General features: G+C 54.9%; 17 protein-coding genes. 13 read left to right on the plus strand and 4 right to left on the minus strand.

The genetic code is table 11. The features are described from left to right. Positions 1 to 12 precede the first annotated feature (12 nt). On the plus strand, positions 13 to 2331 hold the full coding sequence (locus ACN080_RS01455; protein ID WP_419112862.1) for an S-layer homology domain-containing protein: 2319 nt from the start codon (positions 13 to 15) through the stop codon (positions 2329 to 2331). A 72-nt stretch (positions 2332 to 2403) separates the two neighbouring features. On the opposite strand, the gene ACN080_RS01460 is transcribed toward ACN080_RS01455, so the two are convergent. Genes ACN080_RS01460 through ACN080_RS01475 form a run of 4 tightly spaced genes read right to left on the minus strand, consistent with a single transcriptional unit; the run spans position 2404 to position 5745 of the window. Further along, complete coding sequence (locus ACN080_RS01460; protein ID WP_419112863.1) at positions 2404 to 3087, minus strand: 4'-phosphopantetheinyl transferase family protein; 684 nt, start codon at positions 3085 to 3087, stop codon at positions 2404 to 2406. A 57-nt stretch (positions 3088 to 3144) separates the two neighbouring features. Further along, positions 3145 to 4284, minus strand: a complete 1140-nt coding sequence (locus ACN080_RS01465; RefSeq protein ID WP_419112864.1) for an isochorismate synthase — start codon at positions 4282 to 4284, stop codon at positions 3145 to 3147. Beyond that, complete coding sequence (locus ACN080_RS01470; RefSeq protein ID WP_419099308.1) at positions 4281 to 5075, minus strand: SDR family oxidoreductase; 795 nt, start codon at positions 5073 to 5075, stop codon at positions 4281 to 4283. The genes ACN080_RS01465 and ACN080_RS01470 overlap by 4 nt, the downstream gene beginning before the upstream one ends. A 46-nt stretch (positions 5076 to 5121) precedes the next feature. After that, positions 5122 to 5745 carry an isochorismatase family protein gene (locus tag ACN080_RS01475; RefSeq protein WP_419112865.1) on the minus strand — a complete coding sequence of 208 codons (624 nt, stop codon included), beginning with the start codon at positions 5743 to 5745 and terminating at the stop codon, positions 5122 to 5124. Between the two features lie 217 nt (positions 5746 to 5962). Here ACN080_RS01475 and ACN080_RS01480 point away from each other — a divergent pair, with 217 nt between their 5' ends. The 12 genes from ACN080_RS01480 to rplO all read left to right on the plus strand — a co-directional run bounded on the left by ACN080_RS01480 (position 5963) and on the right by rplO (position 16482). Next, positions 5963 to 7711: a (2,3-dihydroxybenzoyl)adenylate synthase gene (locus ACN080_RS01480; RefSeq protein ID WP_419112866.1), complete on the plus strand. Its 1749-nt coding sequence runs from the start codon at positions 5963 to 5965 to the stop codon at positions 7709 to 7711. Between the two features lie 165 nt (positions 7712 to 7876). Then, positions 7877 to 8110, plus strand: coding sequence for a phosphopantetheine-binding protein (locus tag ACN080_RS01485; protein WP_419104868.1), 234 nt, complete (start codon positions 7877 to 7879; stop codon positions 8108 to 8110). A gap of 25 nt (positions 8111 to 8135) precedes the next feature. After that, positions 8136 to 12119: an amino acid adenylation domain-containing protein gene (locus ACN080_RS01490; RefSeq protein ID WP_419112922.1), complete on the plus strand. Its 3984-nt coding sequence runs from the start codon at positions 8136 to 8138 to the stop codon at positions 12117 to 12119. Positions 12120 to 12467: 348 nt separating this feature from the next. After that, positions 12468 to 12839: a 50S ribosomal protein L14 gene (gene rplN / locus ACN080_RS01495; RefSeq protein WP_135013742.1), complete on the plus strand. Its 372-nt coding sequence runs from the start codon at positions 12468 to 12470 to the stop codon at positions 12837 to 12839. Between the two features lie 3 nt (positions 12840 to 12842). Next, the gene (gene rplX / locus ACN080_RS01500) at positions 12843 to 13178 is read left to right on the plus strand and encodes a 50S ribosomal protein L24 (protein ID WP_419099312.1); all 336 of its coding nucleotides are present in this window, start codon (positions 12843 to 12845) and stop codon (positions 13176 to 13178) included. Further along, positions 13178 to 13738, plus strand: coding sequence for a 50S ribosomal protein L5 (gene rplE, locus ACN080_RS01505; RefSeq protein ID WP_135013744.1), 561 nt, complete (start codon positions 13178 to 13180; stop codon positions 13736 to 13738). The genes rplX and rplE overlap by 1 nt, the downstream gene beginning before the upstream one ends. A 68-nt stretch (positions 13739 to 13806) precedes the next feature. Further along, positions 13807 to 14205 (plus strand): 30S ribosomal protein S8, encoded by a 399-nt coding sequence (rpsH, locus tag ACN080_RS01510; protein WP_419099313.1) that lies wholly within the window; start codon positions 13807 to 13809, stop codon positions 14203 to 14205. Between the two features lie 25 nt (positions 14206 to 14230). Then, positions 14231 to 14767: a 50S ribosomal protein L6 gene (rplF, locus tag ACN080_RS01515; protein ID WP_419099314.1), complete on the plus strand. Its 537-nt coding sequence runs from the start codon at positions 14231 to 14233 to the stop codon at positions 14765 to 14767. Positions 14768 to 14769: 2 nt separating this feature from the next. Then, entirely contained in the window at positions 14770 to 15129 is a 360-nt protein-coding gene (rplR, locus tag ACN080_RS01520; protein WP_419099315.1) for a 50S ribosomal protein L18, read from the plus strand. Beyond that, a complete protein-coding gene (gene rpsE, locus ACN080_RS01525) occupies positions 15129 to 15812 on the plus strand; it encodes a 30S ribosomal protein S5 (protein WP_419099316.1) in 684 nt (227 codons plus the stop codon). Before rplR ends, rpsE begins: the two co-directional genes overlap by 1 nt. Next, entirely contained in the window at positions 15812 to 16021 is a 210-nt protein-coding gene (rpmD, locus tag ACN080_RS01530) for a 50S ribosomal protein L30 (RefSeq protein WP_419099317.1), read from the plus strand. Before rpsE ends, rpmD begins: the two co-directional genes overlap by 1 nt. A 2-nt stretch (positions 16022 to 16023) precedes the next feature. Next, entirely contained in the window at positions 16024 to 16482 is a 459-nt protein-coding gene (rplO, locus tag ACN080_RS01535) for a 50S ribosomal protein L15 (RefSeq protein ID WP_419099318.1), read from the plus strand. Positions 16483 to 16633 lie beyond the last annotated feature (151 nt).

The following is a 16633-nucleotide window of genomic DNA, read 5'->3' on the forward strand; positions in this document are numbered from 1 at the left end:
GGAGAAAATCTTATGAACAGCCCCCACCCCAAGCGCACCCTAAGCTCAGCTCTGGTTGGAGTGTGCGCCCTGAGCCTTTTGGGCTCTTCCTTTATGGTGCCCGCACAGGCAGCCGATGCCCCCGCCCGTGATATCAGCGTACAGGCCCAGCAAACCGCCGGTATCCCCGGTCAGTACCAGGCATCCTACTCCGCCAAGAACAACAAGATGTGGGTCACCGGCTCATTCGGCCGTAATATGACCGTTTCATCTTTGGCGCGAGTCAATCCTGAAACCATGAAAATTGAAGCAGTCGCAGAGCTTCCGACCGTCCGCTTTGGTAGCGGTAAGAGCTCAGGCTACAGCTACATGGGCGTTTACGGCGTAGCGGTAGACGATGCCAACAACAAGGTTTGGGTAACCAATACTCGTAACGACTCGATTTCTGTCTACGACCAGGACAGCATGGAGCTGGTCTGGACCAGCTACGACTACTTTGCGACCGACACTGACGTTGAGCACCCCCGGTCAATCATTATTGATAACAAGCGCAATAAGGCCTATGTCACCGGTCGCTACAATGTTTGGTCGATTGATTTGACCTCACACGAGGTCAAGAACCTGGCCATCAAGCCAGAAAGTGATGTCCGCGTTCTGACCATGAACCCCACCATCGATGAGACGACCGGTAAGCTCTACGTTCCTGAGCGCTCTAGCGGTACTGTTCAGATTGTAGACCTGGACACTTTCAGCCTGGAATCTGAATTTACTGTTCACGCAGATGACCCTGCAGCAGACACCCTGCCTTCAGCGGTTGCTATCGATCACTCTCTGAATGAAATCTTCATCTCCTCCCAGGGCAAGGACGGCGCTAACTCTGGCGTGACTGTTTACGATCTAAACACTCACGAATACAAGAAGAGCATCCCCTTCGGCACTCGTTCACTGGGTATTGTCAACGACGAGGACCGTGACCTGGTCTACGTAGCTGACTTCGGTCAGGGATCAGTGGGTGTTATTGACGCGGCCGCCGGTCAGCTGGTTGCCGAAGTTAACACCGGTGACTCCAAGACTAACGACCTAGCTATGGCTGCCGACGGTTCTGTCTTCGCCGTTGATAAGAACCCCTACAAGACCGGCCTGAGCGTTCCTTTTGCTCTTGACTTCGCTACCGGCCAGAATGCCCCCGGCACAACCACTCTTTCCAAGGGTAAGCAAGTCGACATTGAGGTCAACTCCTTTACTCGCCTGACTGTTGACGCCAAGGATGCCACACTGCCCGAGGCAGAAAAGTCAACTGAGACCACCGACGGTGTCACCGTAACCGGTGTTAAGGCTGTACAGGAAGGCCAGGCTCTAGAATTTAGTGGAACCGGTTGGACCACCGAAGACGGCAAGGGGTCTGTCATTGTTGCAAAGCTGGATGACGGTGGTGTCAGCGTCAATGAGCCGGTCAAGAACCCCGTAACCGGTGACCCCATCAAGAACAAGACCGTCTACGGTGCAGTTGCCGCAGATGAGCAGGGTAATTGGACTCTCACCATGCCCTTCCCCACTCAGGACAATTCAAGTGTTGAGCCTCAGGAATGGGCAGCTGGCACTGAGCACAACGTGCGCTTCCTGACCGGGTCAATGGCCAAGAATGACAAGCGGCGTTCCGTTGGCTTCAAGTTTACTGTTGCAGCACCGCAGGCTACTACCCCTGTCAGCCCCAAGAAGATCGACCCTGCCCAGGTGGATTTCCAGGGCTACCCTGAGCTGACTAAGACCACAGATCAAGACTTCGTCACTGTGAGCTTCAAGGACGTGCCGGATTCCCTCATGTTCCAGCAGGAGATTATGTGGGTTGCTGAGCACGGTGTTGCCAAGGGCTGGCCTGATAATACCTATAGGCCTTTTGAAAACATCGAACGTGGAGCTATGGCAGCCTACATGTACCGCCTGGCTGGCTCACCCCGCTACCACGCACCCGAGGTATCACCCTTTAGCGATGTTTCCACCGACCACCCCTTCTACAAGGAGATCGCCTGGTTGCAGCAGGCCGGAATAACCACCGGCTGGCCCGATGGGACCTTCCGTCCTAGTGAAAGCATCAACCGTGATGCTATGGCCGCTTTCTTCTACCGGGCTGCTGGTTCACCCGACTACACCCCCTCAGGTGATGGTGCCTTCAAGGATGTCCAGTCAAGCACTGCATTCTACAAGGAGATTTCCTGGCTCAAGGACCAGGGTATTACCACCGGCTGGCCCGATGAGACCTTCCGCCCGCTGACCCCCATCAAGCGCGATGCTATGGCAGCTTTCGTCTACCGCTACCAGGACAAGCTAGATGTGGAAGCATCTGCTAAGTAGTAGACACTTGCTCTAAGGCAGGACTCCTTACACTTCTGGCCCCTCCACATCCCGGTGGAGGGGCCAGAAGTTTTAGAGGCAGCTATCAAGGGTAGCCAGGGAGCAAAGAGGGCCCTGCCCCGAATCTATGCTTATCATGTCCAGTCCGGGCGGTTGCTGGTCAGGATATTCCCAGCCTAGGTAGTCTAGGCTCAGAGAACGGGCCAGGCCCTGCCCCCGGGCTTTGAGGTAGGCTTCCTTCCTGGTCCACAGCCAGGTTAATCTTTCGGTGAGTTCGGCCTCGGAAAGGTCCCCCAGCTCTTCCTTTTCTGCGGGGTGTAAATAGGGTAGGAGCCAGTCACCTGCTCTGCTAGTGGCCAGACATTCCAGATCTACTCCGACAGGGGTGTGGGCCTGCCGAGCTAGGGCAATGGCAAGCCACTGGTTGCTGTGAGAGAGTGAAAAGCTAGCTCCGGGGCACAGGGGCTTGCCCCAGGGGCCATAGCTAATCTCTACCTGACCGGGGCTTAGGCCCAAAGGCTGACAAAGGCTAAGCCGCAGGAGTATCCGGGTGAGCGCCCAGTGCTTGCCACGACAGCCCTGGGGGTCTAAAAGGTCCAGTCTGCTGGCTTTTTCCTGTTCGGCCTGTGCCAATGAAGTCCAAAAGCTTTCCAGGCTGGGGTGGTTGGCGGCGCACCAAAAATCAAGCCGGTAGATACTGACCTGGGCCCTGGTGAAGTGATAGCTCCGGTAGGGCTTAAGAGGAAAAGGTCGCAAGAGATGGCACCTAGTCTGGTGGGCTAAAAACAGACCTTGTGGCGGACAAACCAGCGCCTAGCTCTTGGCCGCGGGCACACTGGCCTTGAGGGCCGCAAGAACCGTTTGCATTTTTGCCTGGGTCTCGGCTAGTTCTTTGGCAGGATCAGAGCCGGAGACAATACCGGCTCCAGCAAAAACATTAACCTTAGACGAGACTCTTTGCAGGCAACGAAGCACCAGCGACCAGCGCCCGTTACCCTGACTATCTGCCCAGCCCACAATCCCACTGTAGTAGCCTCTTGGGTAAGACTCCAGCTGGCTAATGCGGTGCTGAGCGAGAGCTTGGGGAGCACCACAAACTGCTGGGGTTGGGTGAAGTGAAGCTGCTAGATCTAGCGAGCTAATACCTGGAGGGACCTGAGCCCTAATAGGAGTACCAAGGTGCCACATTGAATCCGTAGACATGACCTCAGGGCCACTGGGCCTAGAAATCTCTATTCCATCATAAAGCTCAAGTTGCTTGAGGATGTGCTCCACTACCAGGGAATGTTCAAAGAGGTCCTTGGGGGAGTGGAGCAAAATCTTTTGAGCCTCTTGCAGATCTTTGGCCTGATGGGCTGCAATTGATCCAGCCAAGGGATGGGTAGTGAAACTTCCCGAGTGTAAATCGACCAGGACTTCTGGGGAAGCACCAATCCATGTTTCATGGCCTGATAGGGGGACACGGAAGACGTCGGCGTGAGGATTGTTCCGGTTCAAACGGTCAAAGACAAGGTGATCGAATGCCGCTATATTCTCTGGGGCAGTAGCTAGGTCGAGGGTTTTTTTCCAGGAAAGAACAATCTTTTGATAATCTCCTGAGCTAATCTCGGTCAGTGCTTCCTCTACAGCCTGCCGGAAGCTCAGAGCACTTGCCCTATTAATCTGGTTGTCATCCTCAGTGGCAATTATGAAATCCAGGTCTGGCTCAGGAACAGATACAGTTTTCTGGTGGGGAGTAAAGGAATAATCTGTGCTGTGAATGAGGGTGGAGGGGCTTTTCGGATCAAAGGGAATGATGCCGCAAATGATTGCGTCCTGATCACCGTAGGTAGAGAAAAGATCATCTAATGAACATTGAGCCAGGGGTAGGCTAAGGCAGGTACCTGATGGGACGCTGAGATGTTTACCTTGGCTTACAAAGTCGAAGAGCGGGAGCTTATTTTTAGCATTCATCGTTGTGTAGCACCTCCATCGGCGGTCAACTCGGCAAGTGTGATGTGGGAGGAAGCTGATGAGAGTAAAAAGTGTACTACTGAAGCGATTTCCTCGGGCCGAGCAATTTTTTTGAGAGGAATGCCATTTCTATAATGCTCTGGTGAACCAGCAATTGTTTCTTGACTCAAATCCTGTCCCTGCCATATGGGCTCTAGCATGGGTGTGAGTGTTGTTCCAGGGCATATGACATTCGCCCGGATGCCGTACTGGCCGATTTCTAGGCCCAGAGAACGGGTGTAATGGGAGGCAAAAGCCTTGCTGGCCCCATAGGCGCTAAAGAGGGATCGTGGGCCGGTAGCTGCATTGGAGGCAAGCGTTACGATTGAGCGCTGTCGATAGAGACTGGGATCCTGATTGTCAGCTACCATGTGGCGGGCTGCCGCATTAGAGGTGTTGAAGACTCCTAGAGCATTGACAGCTAGAACTTTTTCAAGGTCTTGTGCACTACATTCTAAGGCCGGCCCATGGTGAAGCAACCCTGCGGCATTGACCAATCCCAGGATGGTGTAGCTTTCGTTGATCTGAGAAAATATTTTATCAATGCTTTCAGCCTGGGATACATCTGCCTGAATTGTGATAACTCCAGCGCCCTCAGATAGTTTTTTATCTCCTGCCTCCAGGCTAAGCCCTATGAGTGTGCAGTCCTTAAACTCGGGGCTTTGGGCGAGTATATCTAGGGTGGCAGATCCTATTCCTCCACTAGAACCAGTCACGATGATGCAGGGCGGACGAGATGATTGGGCAGTCATAGCGGTTCTTACGAAGTCCTTAGGTAGGGTCGGGTGGGGGCTGTGGTCAGCTCTTGAGAATTCTTGCGCTCTGGATGGTTTGCCCACACCGCTGAGCTACGTAGGAGAGGGCCATCTGGTGCTCTTCCCGGGAGAAATCAGCTTGGGCATCGCCGATAAAGAAGACCTTGTAGCCCTTCATGAAGGCTGTAAGCGCTGTTGTGAGGCACCCGATATGTGAGTATATCCCGGTAATCCAGAGTTGATCTTTGCCGTAGTTGCGCAGCCGATGATCAAGGTCGGTTCGGTAGAAGGCACAGTAGCGCCACTTGGTCAGCACCGTATCCTCTGGTCTTGGGGCTAACTGCTGGATGATCTGTGCTCCCTGGGCAGATTGCATGCCTGAACCCCAAAAATCATTGAGTAACTGCCTATCTTGGGGTTGCTGAGCGGGGGGCTGAGCGGTGTATATCAGGGGCATATCTTCTTGCCGGGCAAACTGGCTGAGTAGGTCAATGTTGCCAATTGCCCGCTTAATTTGGCTTTCAGGGTGGGGATCGAAAGCATCCACGAAGTGGTTCTGCATATCGTGAACCAGCAAGGCTGCTCGGCTGGGGTCGGGGAGCCATTCTGTGCTGTTGGTTGGAAAGGCATCAGTATCGAGCGTATAGCTGGCGATCCTGGGAAGCATATTTAGGCTATCCTAATTCTCTGATAAGGCAAACATGATATTTTTATGAAGACCACCTTAAAATTAGCTGATATATGCCTTGCTTGCAAACAAGGTTGCCCTGGTATTCTTGCTAAGGTTAGGGAAGGCTGAGCTGTAGCGTAATCTGCGGCTATCAGTTCCTGAGCTAGTCAGATCTAGCTAGGATAAACCAATGAACTGTTTGGGATGAGAGTGTATGAGCCATAGAGACCTTGCTAGCCCCTTTGATGAGCTCAAGCCGGTTACTAGGAGCCCCCTAGAATTCCAGGGTTTTGTCCCCGAGGAGCGTCTCAAGGACTATTACCTCAAAGGCTACTATCAGCCTCAAACCATAGCTCAGTTCCTGCAAGAGAGCCTGAGTAAGTACGCTGATCAGCCCGCGGCCATTGGTCTAACTCATCAGAGTCAGGGTGAGGGCTCCGGCTCCCAGGAACAAAAATGGACCTACAAGCAGTTGGCCGCACAAGCGGAGCTAGCCGCTCAGCGTCTGCAGTCTCTGGGGGCTAGAAAGGGCGATAGGGTTCTGCTGCAACTTCCGAACTGTCTGGAGTTTCTCTCCTACATGGTGGGTTCTTTTCAGCTGGGTCTTGTCCCTGTTTTCTGCCTTCCTAAGCACAGGGAACGCGAGCTAGAGCATTTTGCGCGACAGGTGGATCCTGCCATCCATATCTTCGCCCAGGGCGCCGAAAACTGCGACTATTGGTCCCTTTACCGGGCATACTCGCAGCGCATGCTAGAAGCAGATCTAAGGCCCCCTCTGGCCTTGGACATTACCGAGCCGGGGCAAGGACTTGAGCCCCAGGCGGGGTTGCCTGGGTGTCCAGATGCAGAGGAGACAGCGGATAAGTGCGCGAAACCCTGGGAATCGGTAGCGCTCTTTCAGCTTTCGGGGGGCACTACCGGCAGGTCCAAGATGATTCCCCGAACCCATATGGACTACCTCTACTCCGTGCGAGAGTCAGCCCATATTTGCCAGCTAAGTCCCCAGACCAAAATGCTGGTTGTTCTACCAGCTGCCCACAATTTCACTATGAGTTCGCCAGGCATACTGGGGGTTTTATACTCGGGCGGAACCCTTATTATGGCCGGTGATCCCAGCCCTCAAACCGCATTTGGCCTGATTCAGCGGCACGGTGCAACCATGGCCTCTCTGGTCCCGGCACTTGCCAGGGCTTGGGCTTTACTGGCTGAAAGAGGTGGGCTGTCCTTTCCAAGCCTAGAGTTGGTTCAGGTCGGTGGGGCAAAATTTAGCCCCAGCGCTGCCCGCCATCTGGTTGAGGTTCTGGGTGTCAAACTGCAACAAGTCTTTGGCATGGCTGAAGGTCTAGTCAATTACACGCGTTTGGATGATCCCCTGGAGATAGTATTGACCACCCAGGGAAGACCAATCAGCCCCGATGACGAGATTCTGATCCTTGATGACCAGGACAAGATCCTTCCAGCAGGTCAAGCCGGGCACCTTCTAACTAGAGGTCCCTACACGATTGGTGCCTACTACCGGGAGGAAAAAGCCAATAGGGAGAGTTTTACCGATCAGGGCTTCTACAGGACTGGTGACCTGGTAGTAGCCCACCCGAGCGGCCATCTAGAGGTAGTGGGCAGAGCTAAAGATCAGATAAATCGCGCCGGCGAAAAAATCTCGGTTGATGAGATCGAAGATTTTGCCTTGCAGCTCCCTGCAGTCCAGGATGCAGTAGCAGTTGGGCTACCTGATCCAGATGTTGGTGAGCGTATCTGTTTAGTGCTCTTGGCAGGCGACCTCAAGGCTTTCGGGCCCAGCCCCCTAGATTATGTTCGTCGTGCCTACCGTCAAGCGGGTTTTGCTACCTATAAGTTGCCTGAGAGGGTTGAGCTTCTGAGCCAATTCCCCTTGACCAAGGTGGGAAAGATTTCCCGCAAGGAACTTAGAGAGCGCATCGGAAAAATCATCAGTAGCCCCCAGTAAAAACAGTTACCGGAGCAAAACAGGAAGAGGGAAATTTGCTAGTTGGCCAAGAGGTGCTCTGCCCAGGTAAGGGTCCTCGTGCCCACCTCCTCTGAGCGCCAATAGAGTTCCCGGCCTTCCTGCGCCCTTGAAATATTAACAGCTAATCATAGAAAGGTTACCCTCATGACCCAAGAAGAACTCCTGGAACTGCTCCACAAGCAGATGGGAGACAAGCTAAATCAGGCAAGTATCAAAGAACAGCCGCAGGCAGACCTCTTGGAGGCCGGTTTGGACTCTATGGGGGTCTTTTTCCTGCTCGATGACCTGGCCCAAAAGGGGTACCAGCTTGAATTTACCGACTTTATAGCTCAGCCAACCTTGGCTTACCTCATGGAGGCGACGCAGGGTGAGAGCTGAGCGGTGGCATGACCTACCTGCCTCAATGGTCGGCATCTACTGCGCCACGGCGGCAGAACCGCAGAATCCCAGATACAACACCGCTGAGCTCATTGAAATCAGTGGTAGCTTGGACTACCAGGTTTTGGAAGCAGCCCTGCATGATGCTTATTCTGAACATGAGGCTATAGGGGCAGAGTTTTGCCAGGAAGAGATAAAACAAGCCCCCCAGGGTTTAAAAAGTAAACAGGGCACTCCTCAGTGGAGACCGCGGACAACACCTGAGGACCAAGAGCAGAGAGAGCTTATAGAGCGCTGCCGCTTACCAGAACAGCAGAATCAGTTTGAGGCAGTCAGCCAGTGGTGTTATCAGCGAGCTCAGCAACCCCTAGACGTGTTTAACGGTAAGGGGGTAGATGCTGTACTCATCGAGATGGGTCAGAGAACCTGGCTCTACCACGCAGCCCATCACCTGATAGCTGACGGCTATGCTGTGCACACACTTTTGGGCCGCTGGGCCCAACTGTACCGGGAAGGTCTGCATGGGCAGAGCACAGTCGGTAAGCGCTCATCGCTAGCGGAATTGGCTATTCAGAGCCAAGAACAAGCTGATCGGGCACTCCAAGATAGGCAGGCCTGGATCAAGAAACTGGCAGAAGAGGATCTCAGCGCCGATACCTCAGTTGCCCAGGCCACGGCACCGGCAAGCTTCAGGCCTTACCGCTCACGCCACACTGTCAGCCAGCAGCTCCAGGCTAGCCTCCTTAAAGCCAGTAAGGATTTCGGGGTGGGTTGGTCTCAGCTACTGACCGCTGCTTTAGGCTCTTATCTAGCCAGGGCAGCTCGGAGCGAGGTGAGCCGCCTTGCGGTGCCTCTGATGAACCGTACTCTTGCCGGTTCCAAGGCTAGCGCGCTTACCCTTTGTAGTGCTGTCAACCTCCTGCCTCTTGCGGTCCCAGCGAGCGGTGATGTTAAGGAGCATGCCCAGAAAGTTGCTCAGGAAATGGCCTTTGCCCAGGGGCACCCCCTGGCACGCTATGAGGACCTGGAAAGAATAACTGCTAGTAGGGGTCGTCTGACCGGGGCTCAGATTAATATTGTTCCTTTTGAATCAGCGCTCGATTTTGGTGGTGGCACCACAGGCCGGATCCATAATCTGCTTGCAGGGCCGGTTGAGAATATAACTGTCTGCCTAAGGGGAATGCCAAGACCCGGGGCGGACTTAAGCCTGGAAGTAGACTGTAACCCAGCTCTCTACAGCCTAGAAGAAAGTCACTTGCATGGTGAGCGTATCCTTAGCTGGCTTGAACAGTACGCTCAGCTGTGTGGGCGTGGAGGTGAGCTCGATCAATTAAAGCAGGCAACGGCCAGTGAAAGAACTGCCCTGGAAGAGTTTAACAGGACCGCCCATGACGTGAACTACCAGCCCTTGGCTGCCCGTTTTCTTGAATTTAGCCGGCGACAGCCAGAAGATTTTGCGGTCATTGAGGCGGCCCCCTATGATTCCTACGGCTCCTCTGAGACCGAATTTGGTCACCGTACTTTGACCTACCAGCAGCTAGCGGACCTGAGCCTTCGCTACGCAGGGGCTCTCCAAAGCTACGGTGTCAGCAGGCAGGATACCGTTGGCTTGCGGGTTGAGCGTGGCCTGGAGCAGTTCATCTTGCTTTATGCTCTCTTGCATCTGGGGGCAGTTTACCTCCCCCTGGACCCGGCCCTACCCGCTGGTAGGATTAGCTCCATGTGCCAGGACGCCCAAGCCAGTCTTATCTGCCAGGGACCTGGTGTGGCCCCTTTGGAAGGGCAAATGGTACCTGAGCTGGTGAGCTGGCAAGAGCTCACCGAACGAGCAGTAGCTTTAGGCCCGGAAGAACTGATAGAGGCAGGGGCGGGCAGTAGCCTTCAAGCTCATGAAAATATTTACGCCCTCTTTACCTCTGGCTCTACCGGCCGCCCCAAGGGAGTCATCACCAGCGCGGGAGCTCTAGCCAACCGGCTTGCCTGGCAACAAGACCTGCTCAGGCTGGAGAAAGGTGAGCGGGTACTGCATAAGACCCCAATCTCTTTTGACGTGCATATCTGGGAACTCTATTGGCCTCTGACTCAGGGGGCCACCGTAGTGGTTGCTGCCCCTGGCGGGCATAGAGACCCCCAGTACCTAGCCGATATCTTGGAGCAAGGCGGTGCCGACCTTGTGCATTTTGTTCCCAGCATGCTAGCAGCCTATCTGGATTCTCTGGCACTCCTGGATAGCCCTCAAGCCGGCAAGCAAGGCCCTAGAGCTTTTATTTGCTCTGGTGAGCAGCTCCCCGCTTCAAGTGTCCTGCAGGTTCATAGGCGTTATCAGGCTCCGGTCCATAACTTTTACGGCCCGACCGAAGCAGCTATTGATGTGACAGCTTTTTCTGCTTTGCCCGGGAGTTCATACAGCCAGGTGCCTATTGGCAGACCGGTGTGGAATACCGGCCTCTCTATCCGCGACCTGGCCGGGCAAGAGTGCCCCCCCGGGGTAGTGGGGGAATTGCACCTGCACGGTGTGCAGGTGGCAAGCGGCTATCTGCAAAGACCGGAGCTAAGTCAGGCCTCTTTCTACCTGGACTGCGCCGGAGAGCCTTCCTACCGCACCGGAGACCTTGCCTACTGGGATAGCCAGGGCAATGTTTACTACCGGGGCAGGGCAGATAACCAGGTCAAGATCAGGGGCCAACGGGTGGATCTAGGCGAGATTGAGACGGTGCTGGCAGGACAACCGAATGTCTCTAATGTTGCTGTTCTCTACCTCCCCGAACGCCTTGATACCCTGGTGGCTTTTGTGGAACTGAGGCAGGGGTGCACGGATACCAACCCTGCTGATTACGCGACCTACACCGGCCAAGAGCTCCCCGATTATATGATTCCCAACCAGTGGATCTTTGGCCAAGAATTGCCTTTGACCCCTAACGGCAAGATAGATCGTAAATCCCTGCGAAACTATTACCTTGAGCAGGCCGAGCACGATCAGCCGTCACCGACGATTAGTCATCAGGTCAAGAGCCTTCTGGAGGAAGAAATCTGCGCTATTTATAGCACCCTACTGGGCTTCCAGGCTGGCCCCGATACTGATTTTTTTGCGCAGGGCGGTAATTCACTAGCAGCCTTAAACCTCTTGGCAAGCCTTGAGCGGCAGACAGGGAAGAAAGGCTCATTCTCGCAAATCTTTACAAACCCCACCCCCCGCCTACTTGCCCAAGCCTTGGAGAGCAACGAAGCTGATGACTTCGTACCGCTTTTGAGCCTACGTCAGAGCCAGGACAGAGAGCAGAAAAACCATATTGTTTTTGTCCCCCCGGCTGGCGGGCTGGGCTGGTGCTATCACACCTACCTGCCCTATCTACCTGCCCGGAAGCCAATCTGGGCCCTGCAAGCAGCGGCCTACAGAGACCCGCAGGCCCCTGGTGCCGGCAGTATTGAACAACTAGCTAGAGACTATATTGGGGTGCTTCATGAGGCCGGTATAGAACTAGAAGGGCTCACCCTACTGGGCTGGTCACTGGGAGGGATGGTAGCCCAGGAGATGGTCTACCAGCTAGAGCAGGCAGCTCTGGCACCTGGGCGGCTTATCCTCCTCGATGCCTACCCGCAGGAACTGTGGCGTAGGCAGAAGCCACCAACAGAAGATCAAAAATGGCAGGCTTTAGTCCGAATGGGCGGTCTAGAAACTGCAGAAACAGGTCTCACCAGAAGCAGGGTAGTTGAACTACTTGAGGGAACCAATACAGCGCTGGGATCCTTGGGGGATGCTGAACTGAACGTCTGTATCGACCAGGTCCACAGGGCCATGGAACTCGTTCGTTTGGGGGATCCTTCTCCTATCGTTACTTCTACTACTCTCTTATCAGCTCTGCGCTCCCAGGAGAAGGGGCTAGAGCCGGAAAGCTGGGCTAGCTACTGTGCTAACTATGGGTGGGTTCAGGTTGCCCAAGAACATGTTGACTTGGTCAAGCCCCAAAGCTTCGGTGGAGTCTTGCAAAAAATTTTCGACCAGGCTTGAGTAAAGGAGTGCAGGCTGACTACAGCCTAAATCACTCGCACTGCCCTAAGTGCGGGCTGTTCAGTGCTGATTAACTGTGGTAAAGTTGATAACCTATGTGGCTACCTACAGCTACATAACCACGGTTTCTTTCGTGCCACAGCATAATGCCGCTCACACAGCGGGGTTCGCCCGCTCACCACGCGGGTCCAGATGCTCGGGGCATGACTGATTCCTAGGCGTGTCCGCCAACTCTCTACCCTGTTTCAGGTATGAGAGACCGGCGCGTCAACATCCCGTAGAAATGTTCCGCAAGGCTGGCTCGCAACCTATACCGCGTGTCGGAACCGGCGAGACGACAGGAGAAATATGATTCAGCAGGAGTCACGACTCAAGGTTGCTGACAACACCGGTGCGAAGGAAATCCTGACCATCCGTGTTCTCGGCGGCTCAAAGCGTCGTTACGCAGGCATTGGCGACATCATCGTCGCAACCGTCAAGGACGCAATCCCCGGCGGTACCGTAAAGAAGGGCGACGTTGTTAAGGCAGTTGTCGTCCGCACCAAGAAGGAAGTTCGTCGTCCCGACGGCTCCTACATCAAGTTCGACGAGAATTCAGCAGTAATTCTCAAGAACACCGATGGTGACCCCCGTGGCACCCGTATCTTCGGACCTGTTGGCCGCGAACTGCGCGACAAGAAGTTCATGAAGATCATTTCACTTGCTCCGGAGGTGCTCTAACTCATGGCTAAAATCAAGTCTGGTGACCTGGTACAGGTTATTTCAGGTGCAGATAAGGGTAAGCAGGGCAAGGTTCTTAAGGTATTCCCTAAGACCGAGCGCGTGCTGGTTGAAGGCGTAAAAATCATCACCAAGCACAACAAGGCTAACCCCATGACCGGCGAAGCTGGTGGCATCGAAAAGGTTGAGGCTCCGATTCACGTTTCTAACGTTGCAATCGTTGATCCCGAGACCAAGAAGCCGACCCGCGTTGGTTACCGCCTCGAGACCGTAGAGCGCAATGGCAAGGAGCGCACTGTTCGCGTTCGCGTTGCCAAGAGCTCGGGTAAGGACATCTAATGACCGAAGCAAAGATTACCCCTCGTTTCAAGACGAAGTTCAACGAAGTAGTCACCCCCGCCCTGCAAGAAGAGTTCAAGTACGAGAACGTCATGCAGGCACCGAAGATCGTTAAGGTCGTCGTTAACATGGGTGTTGGTGAAGCTGCCAAGGACGCGAAGCTCATGGATGGTGCTATCCGCGACCTCACCGCAATCACCGGTCAGAAGCCTCTCGTTACCCGCGCGAAGAAGTCCATCGCACAGTTCAAGTTGCGCGAAGGCCAGCCCATCGGTGCGCACGTCACTCTCCGTGGCGACCGCATGTGGGAATTCCTCGACCGCCTGGTCACCCTGGCTCTTCCCCGTATCCGCGACTTCCGCGGCCTCTCGGATCGCCAGTTCGACGGTAACGGTAACTACACCTTCGGTTTGACCGAACAGTCAATGTTCCACGAAATCGACCAGGATTCCATTGACCGTGTACGCGGCATGGACATCACCGTGGTTACCACCGCAAAGACCGACGATGAAGGCCGTGCGCTTCTCAAAGCACTCGGTTTCCCGTTCAAGACTCAGTAACGACTACGTTATAGGTCCGCACCTGTACTCAGGTGAGGAAACCATAACGAGGAAGGGCCTAGCCCACCATGACTATGACAGATCCTGTCGCAGATATGCTGACCCGTTTGCGCAACGCAAACTCAGCACATCACGACTCCGTTTCAATGCCTTACTCTAAGCTGAAGGCTCGCATCGCCGAGATCCTCAAAGCTGAAGGCTACATCGCTGACTTCAAGGAAGAGGAAGCACGAGTCGGTAAGACTCTGACCCTCGAACTGAAATTCGGCCCCTCACGCGAGCGTTCCATTGTTGGCGTTCGCCGTATTTCCAAGCCGGGTCTGCGTGTATACGCAAAGTCCACCAACCTTCCTCAGGTACACGGTGGCCTCGGTATCGCAATCCTGTCAACCTCTTCAGGTCTGCTTACTGACAAGCAGGCTGCGAAGAAGGGTGTTGGCGGCGAAGTCGTCGCTTACATCTGGTAGTCGGTAAGAAGAGAAAGGAAGAAGAATGTCACGTATTGGACGTCTCCCCATCTCGGTTCCTGCCGGCGTTGAGGTAAAAATCGACGGCAACCTTGTTGCCGTTAAGGGTTCAAAGGGCGAGCTGACTCACGAAGTCGCAGCCCCCATCGAGGTCACTCTCGAAGACGGTGTACTCACCGTCACCCGCCCGAACGATGAGCGCGATTCACGCTCTCTGCACGGCCTGACCCGCACCCTGATTCAGAACATGATCATCGGTGTCACCGAAGGCTACACCAAGAAGCTCGAAATCGTTGGTACCGGTTACCGTGTAACCGCAAAGGGTTCCGACCTCGAGTTCGCACTTGGCTACTCACACCCCATCACCGTTAAGGCACCTGAAGGTATCTCATTCGCTGTTGAGGGCGCTAACAAGCTGACCGTTTCCGGTATCAGCAAGCAGCAGGTTGGCCAGGTTGCAGCTAACATTCGCGGTCTGCGTAAGCCCGATCCCTACAAGGGTAAGGGTGTTCGCTACGAAGGCGAGCAGATCCGTCGCAAGGTCGGAAAGGCTGGTAAGTAACAATGGCTGTAAAGACTAAGTCAGCACAGCGCGCACGCCGTCACGCACGCGTTCGCAAGTACGTTTCAGGTACCGCAGCACGTCCTCGTCTGTCTGTTACCCGCTCAGCTCGTCACATGTTCGTTCAGGTCATTGACGACACCAAGGGCGTAACCCTTGCATCAGCATCCACCATGGAAGCTGAGCTGCGCGCCGCAGAGCTAGACAAGACCGCTAAGGCAAAGCGCGTGGGCGAACTCGTCGCCGAGCGTGCCAAGGCGGCAGGCATCGAGGCAGTTGTCTTCGACCGCGGTGGTAACAAGTACCACGGCCGTGTCGCAGCAGTTGCAGAAGGCGCACGCGAAGGAGGTCTGGCACTCTAATGAGCGAGCAGACTGTAAATGAAAAGGAAACTCAGGTGACTGAAGCAAGCGCAGAAGCTACCGCTGAAACTTCCGAGAAGCGCGAAGCCCGCCGTAACGAGCGTGGCGACCGCCGCGGTAACCGTGGTGATCGCCGTGGCAACCGCGGCCGCGAAGAAGAGAAGGACAAGTTCATCGAGCGCGTTGTCACCATCAACCGCGTCTCCAAGGTCGTCAAGGGTGGTCGTCGCTTCAGCTTCACCGCACTTGTCGTTGTTGGTGACGGTAACGGTATGGTTGGCGTCGGCTACGGTAAGGCTAAGGAAGTTCCCGCGGCCATCTCTAAGGGTGTTGAAGAAGCTAAGAAGAACTTCTTCCGCGTACCCCGTATTGAAGGTCGCACCATTCCTCACCGCGTTCAGGGTGAAGCAGCAGCAGGCGTAGTTATGCTCCGCCCCGCTACCGCTGGTACCGGTATTATCGCTGGTGGTCCCGTTCGTGCCGTACTTGAGGCAGCAGGCATCCACGATGTGCTGTCCAAGTCACTCGGTTCCTCGAACCAGATCAACATTGTCCACGCGACCATTGATGCACTGCGTCAGCTCGAAGAGCCCGTTGCAGTTGCAGCACGCCGTGGTCTTCCCCAGGACGAGGTTATCCCCGGCTTCTTGCGTGTCGCTCAGTCTGAAAAGGCAGGTGCCTAATGTCCGGCAAGCGTATTCAGCCCAGCGATGCAAAGCTGGAAATCACCCAGATCAAGTCCTACGTTGGCGAAAAGCAGAACATGCGCGACACCCTTCGTTCCCTGGGCCTCAAGCGCCCCGGTAACAAGGTTGTTCGCACTGCTGACCCCGTCACCTGCGGCATGGTCAACACCGTAGCTCACCTGGTTCAGGTTGAGGAGGTCAAGTAAAGATGGCAGTAGAAAATAACGACGCTATCAAGATTCACGATCTGCGCCCGGCTCCGGGTGCCCATAAGGCAAAGACCCGCGTAGGCCGCGGTGAAGGCTCAAAGGGTAAGACCGCAGGTCGCGGTACCAAGGGTACCAAGGCTCGTTACCAGGTCCGTGCGGGCTTTGAAGGTGGTCAGCTTCCGCTGCACATGCGCCTTCCCAAGCTCCGCGGCTTCAAGAACCCCTTCCGTACCGAGTACCAGGTTGTTAACCTGGACCGTATTGCGGAACTGTTCCCTCAGGGCGGCGACATCACCGTTGACGCACTGGTAGCAGCTGGCGCCGTTCGGAAGAACGAGCTGGTTAAGGTTCTGGGTACCGGCGAAGTTTCAGTAGCCTACAAGGTAACCGTTGATAAGGTTTCCGAATCAGCTAAGGCTAAGATCGAAGCTGCTGGCGGTTCTGTAACCGTCAAGTAGTCTTTGGACTCACCGGGTTAACCGGTAGGGCTCCTCTCACGTCACCGTGAGGGGAGCCCTTCTTTTGATGCCATCTACAGGGGCCGGTCTCATCTGCTGGAAAGCTGGGGTGGGGGGAGCGAAGCCAGAGTATCAACACTGAAAAGCCTGG

Origin of the sequence: Rothia sp. CCM 9416, assembly GCF_048513535.1 — a bacterium.
In the GTDB taxonomy this organism is placed as follows: domain Bacteria; phylum Actinomycetota; class Actinomycetes; order Actinomycetales; family Micrococcaceae; genus Rothia.

Bases quoted from the DNA above. Each gene is read 5' to 3' on its own strand.
- rplE (WP_135013744.1), top strand. From the start codon at position 13,178: ATGACCGAAGCAAAGATTACCCCTCGTTTCAAGACGAAGTTCAACGAA.
- rpsE (WP_419099316.1), top strand. From the start codon at position 15,129: ATGAGCGAGCAGACTGTAAATGAAAAGGAAACTCAGGTGACTGAAGCA.
- rpsH (WP_419099313.1), top strand. From the start codon at position 13,807: ATGACTATGACAGATCCTGTCGCAGATATGCTGACCCGTTTGCGCAAC.
- rplF (WP_419099314.1), top strand. From the start codon at position 14,231: ATGTCACGTATTGGACGTCTCCCCATCTCGGTTCCTGCCGGCGTTGAG.
- rplX (WP_419099312.1), top strand. From the start codon at position 12,843: ATGGCTAAAATCAAGTCTGGTGACCTGGTACAGGTTATTTCAGGTGCA.
- ACN080_RS01475 (WP_419112865.1), bottom strand. From the start codon at position 5,745: ATGCTTCCCAGGATCGCCAGCTATACGCTCGATACTGATGCCTTTCCA.
- ACN080_RS01470 (WP_419099308.1), bottom strand. From the start codon at position 5,075: ATGACTGCCCAATCATCTCGTCCGCCCTGCATCATCGTGACTGGTTCT.
- rplR (WP_419099315.1), top strand. From the start codon at position 14,770: ATGGCTGTAAAGACTAAGTCAGCACAGCGCGCACGCCGTCACGCACGC.
- ACN080_RS01465 (WP_419112864.1), bottom strand. From the start codon at position 4,284: ATGAATGCTAAAAATAAGCTCCCGCTCTTCGACTTTGTAAGCCAAGGT.
- ACN080_RS01490 (WP_419112922.1), top strand. From the start codon at position 8,136: ATGGTCGGCATCTACTGCGCCACGGCGGCAGAACCGCAGAATCCCAGA.
- ACN080_RS01480 (WP_419112866.1), top strand. From the start codon at position 5,963: ATGAGCCATAGAGACCTTGCTAGCCCCTTTGATGAGCTCAAGCCGGTT.
- rplN (WP_135013742.1), top strand. From the start codon at position 12,468: ATGATTCAGCAGGAGTCACGACTCAAGGTTGCTGACAACACCGGTGCG.
- rplO (WP_419099318.1), top strand. From the start codon at position 16,024: ATGGCAGTAGAAAATAACGACGCTATCAAGATTCACGATCTGCGCCCG.
- ACN080_RS01485 (WP_419104868.1), top strand. From the start codon at position 7,877: ATGACCCAAGAAGAACTCCTGGAACTGCTCCACAAGCAGATGGGAGAC.
- ACN080_RS01455 (WP_419112862.1), top strand. From the start codon at position 13: ATGAACAGCCCCCACCCCAAGCGCACCCTAAGCTCAGCTCTGGTTGGA.
- rpmD (WP_419099317.1), top strand. From the start codon at position 15,812: ATGTCCGGCAAGCGTATTCAGCCCAGCGATGCAAAGCTGGAAATCACC.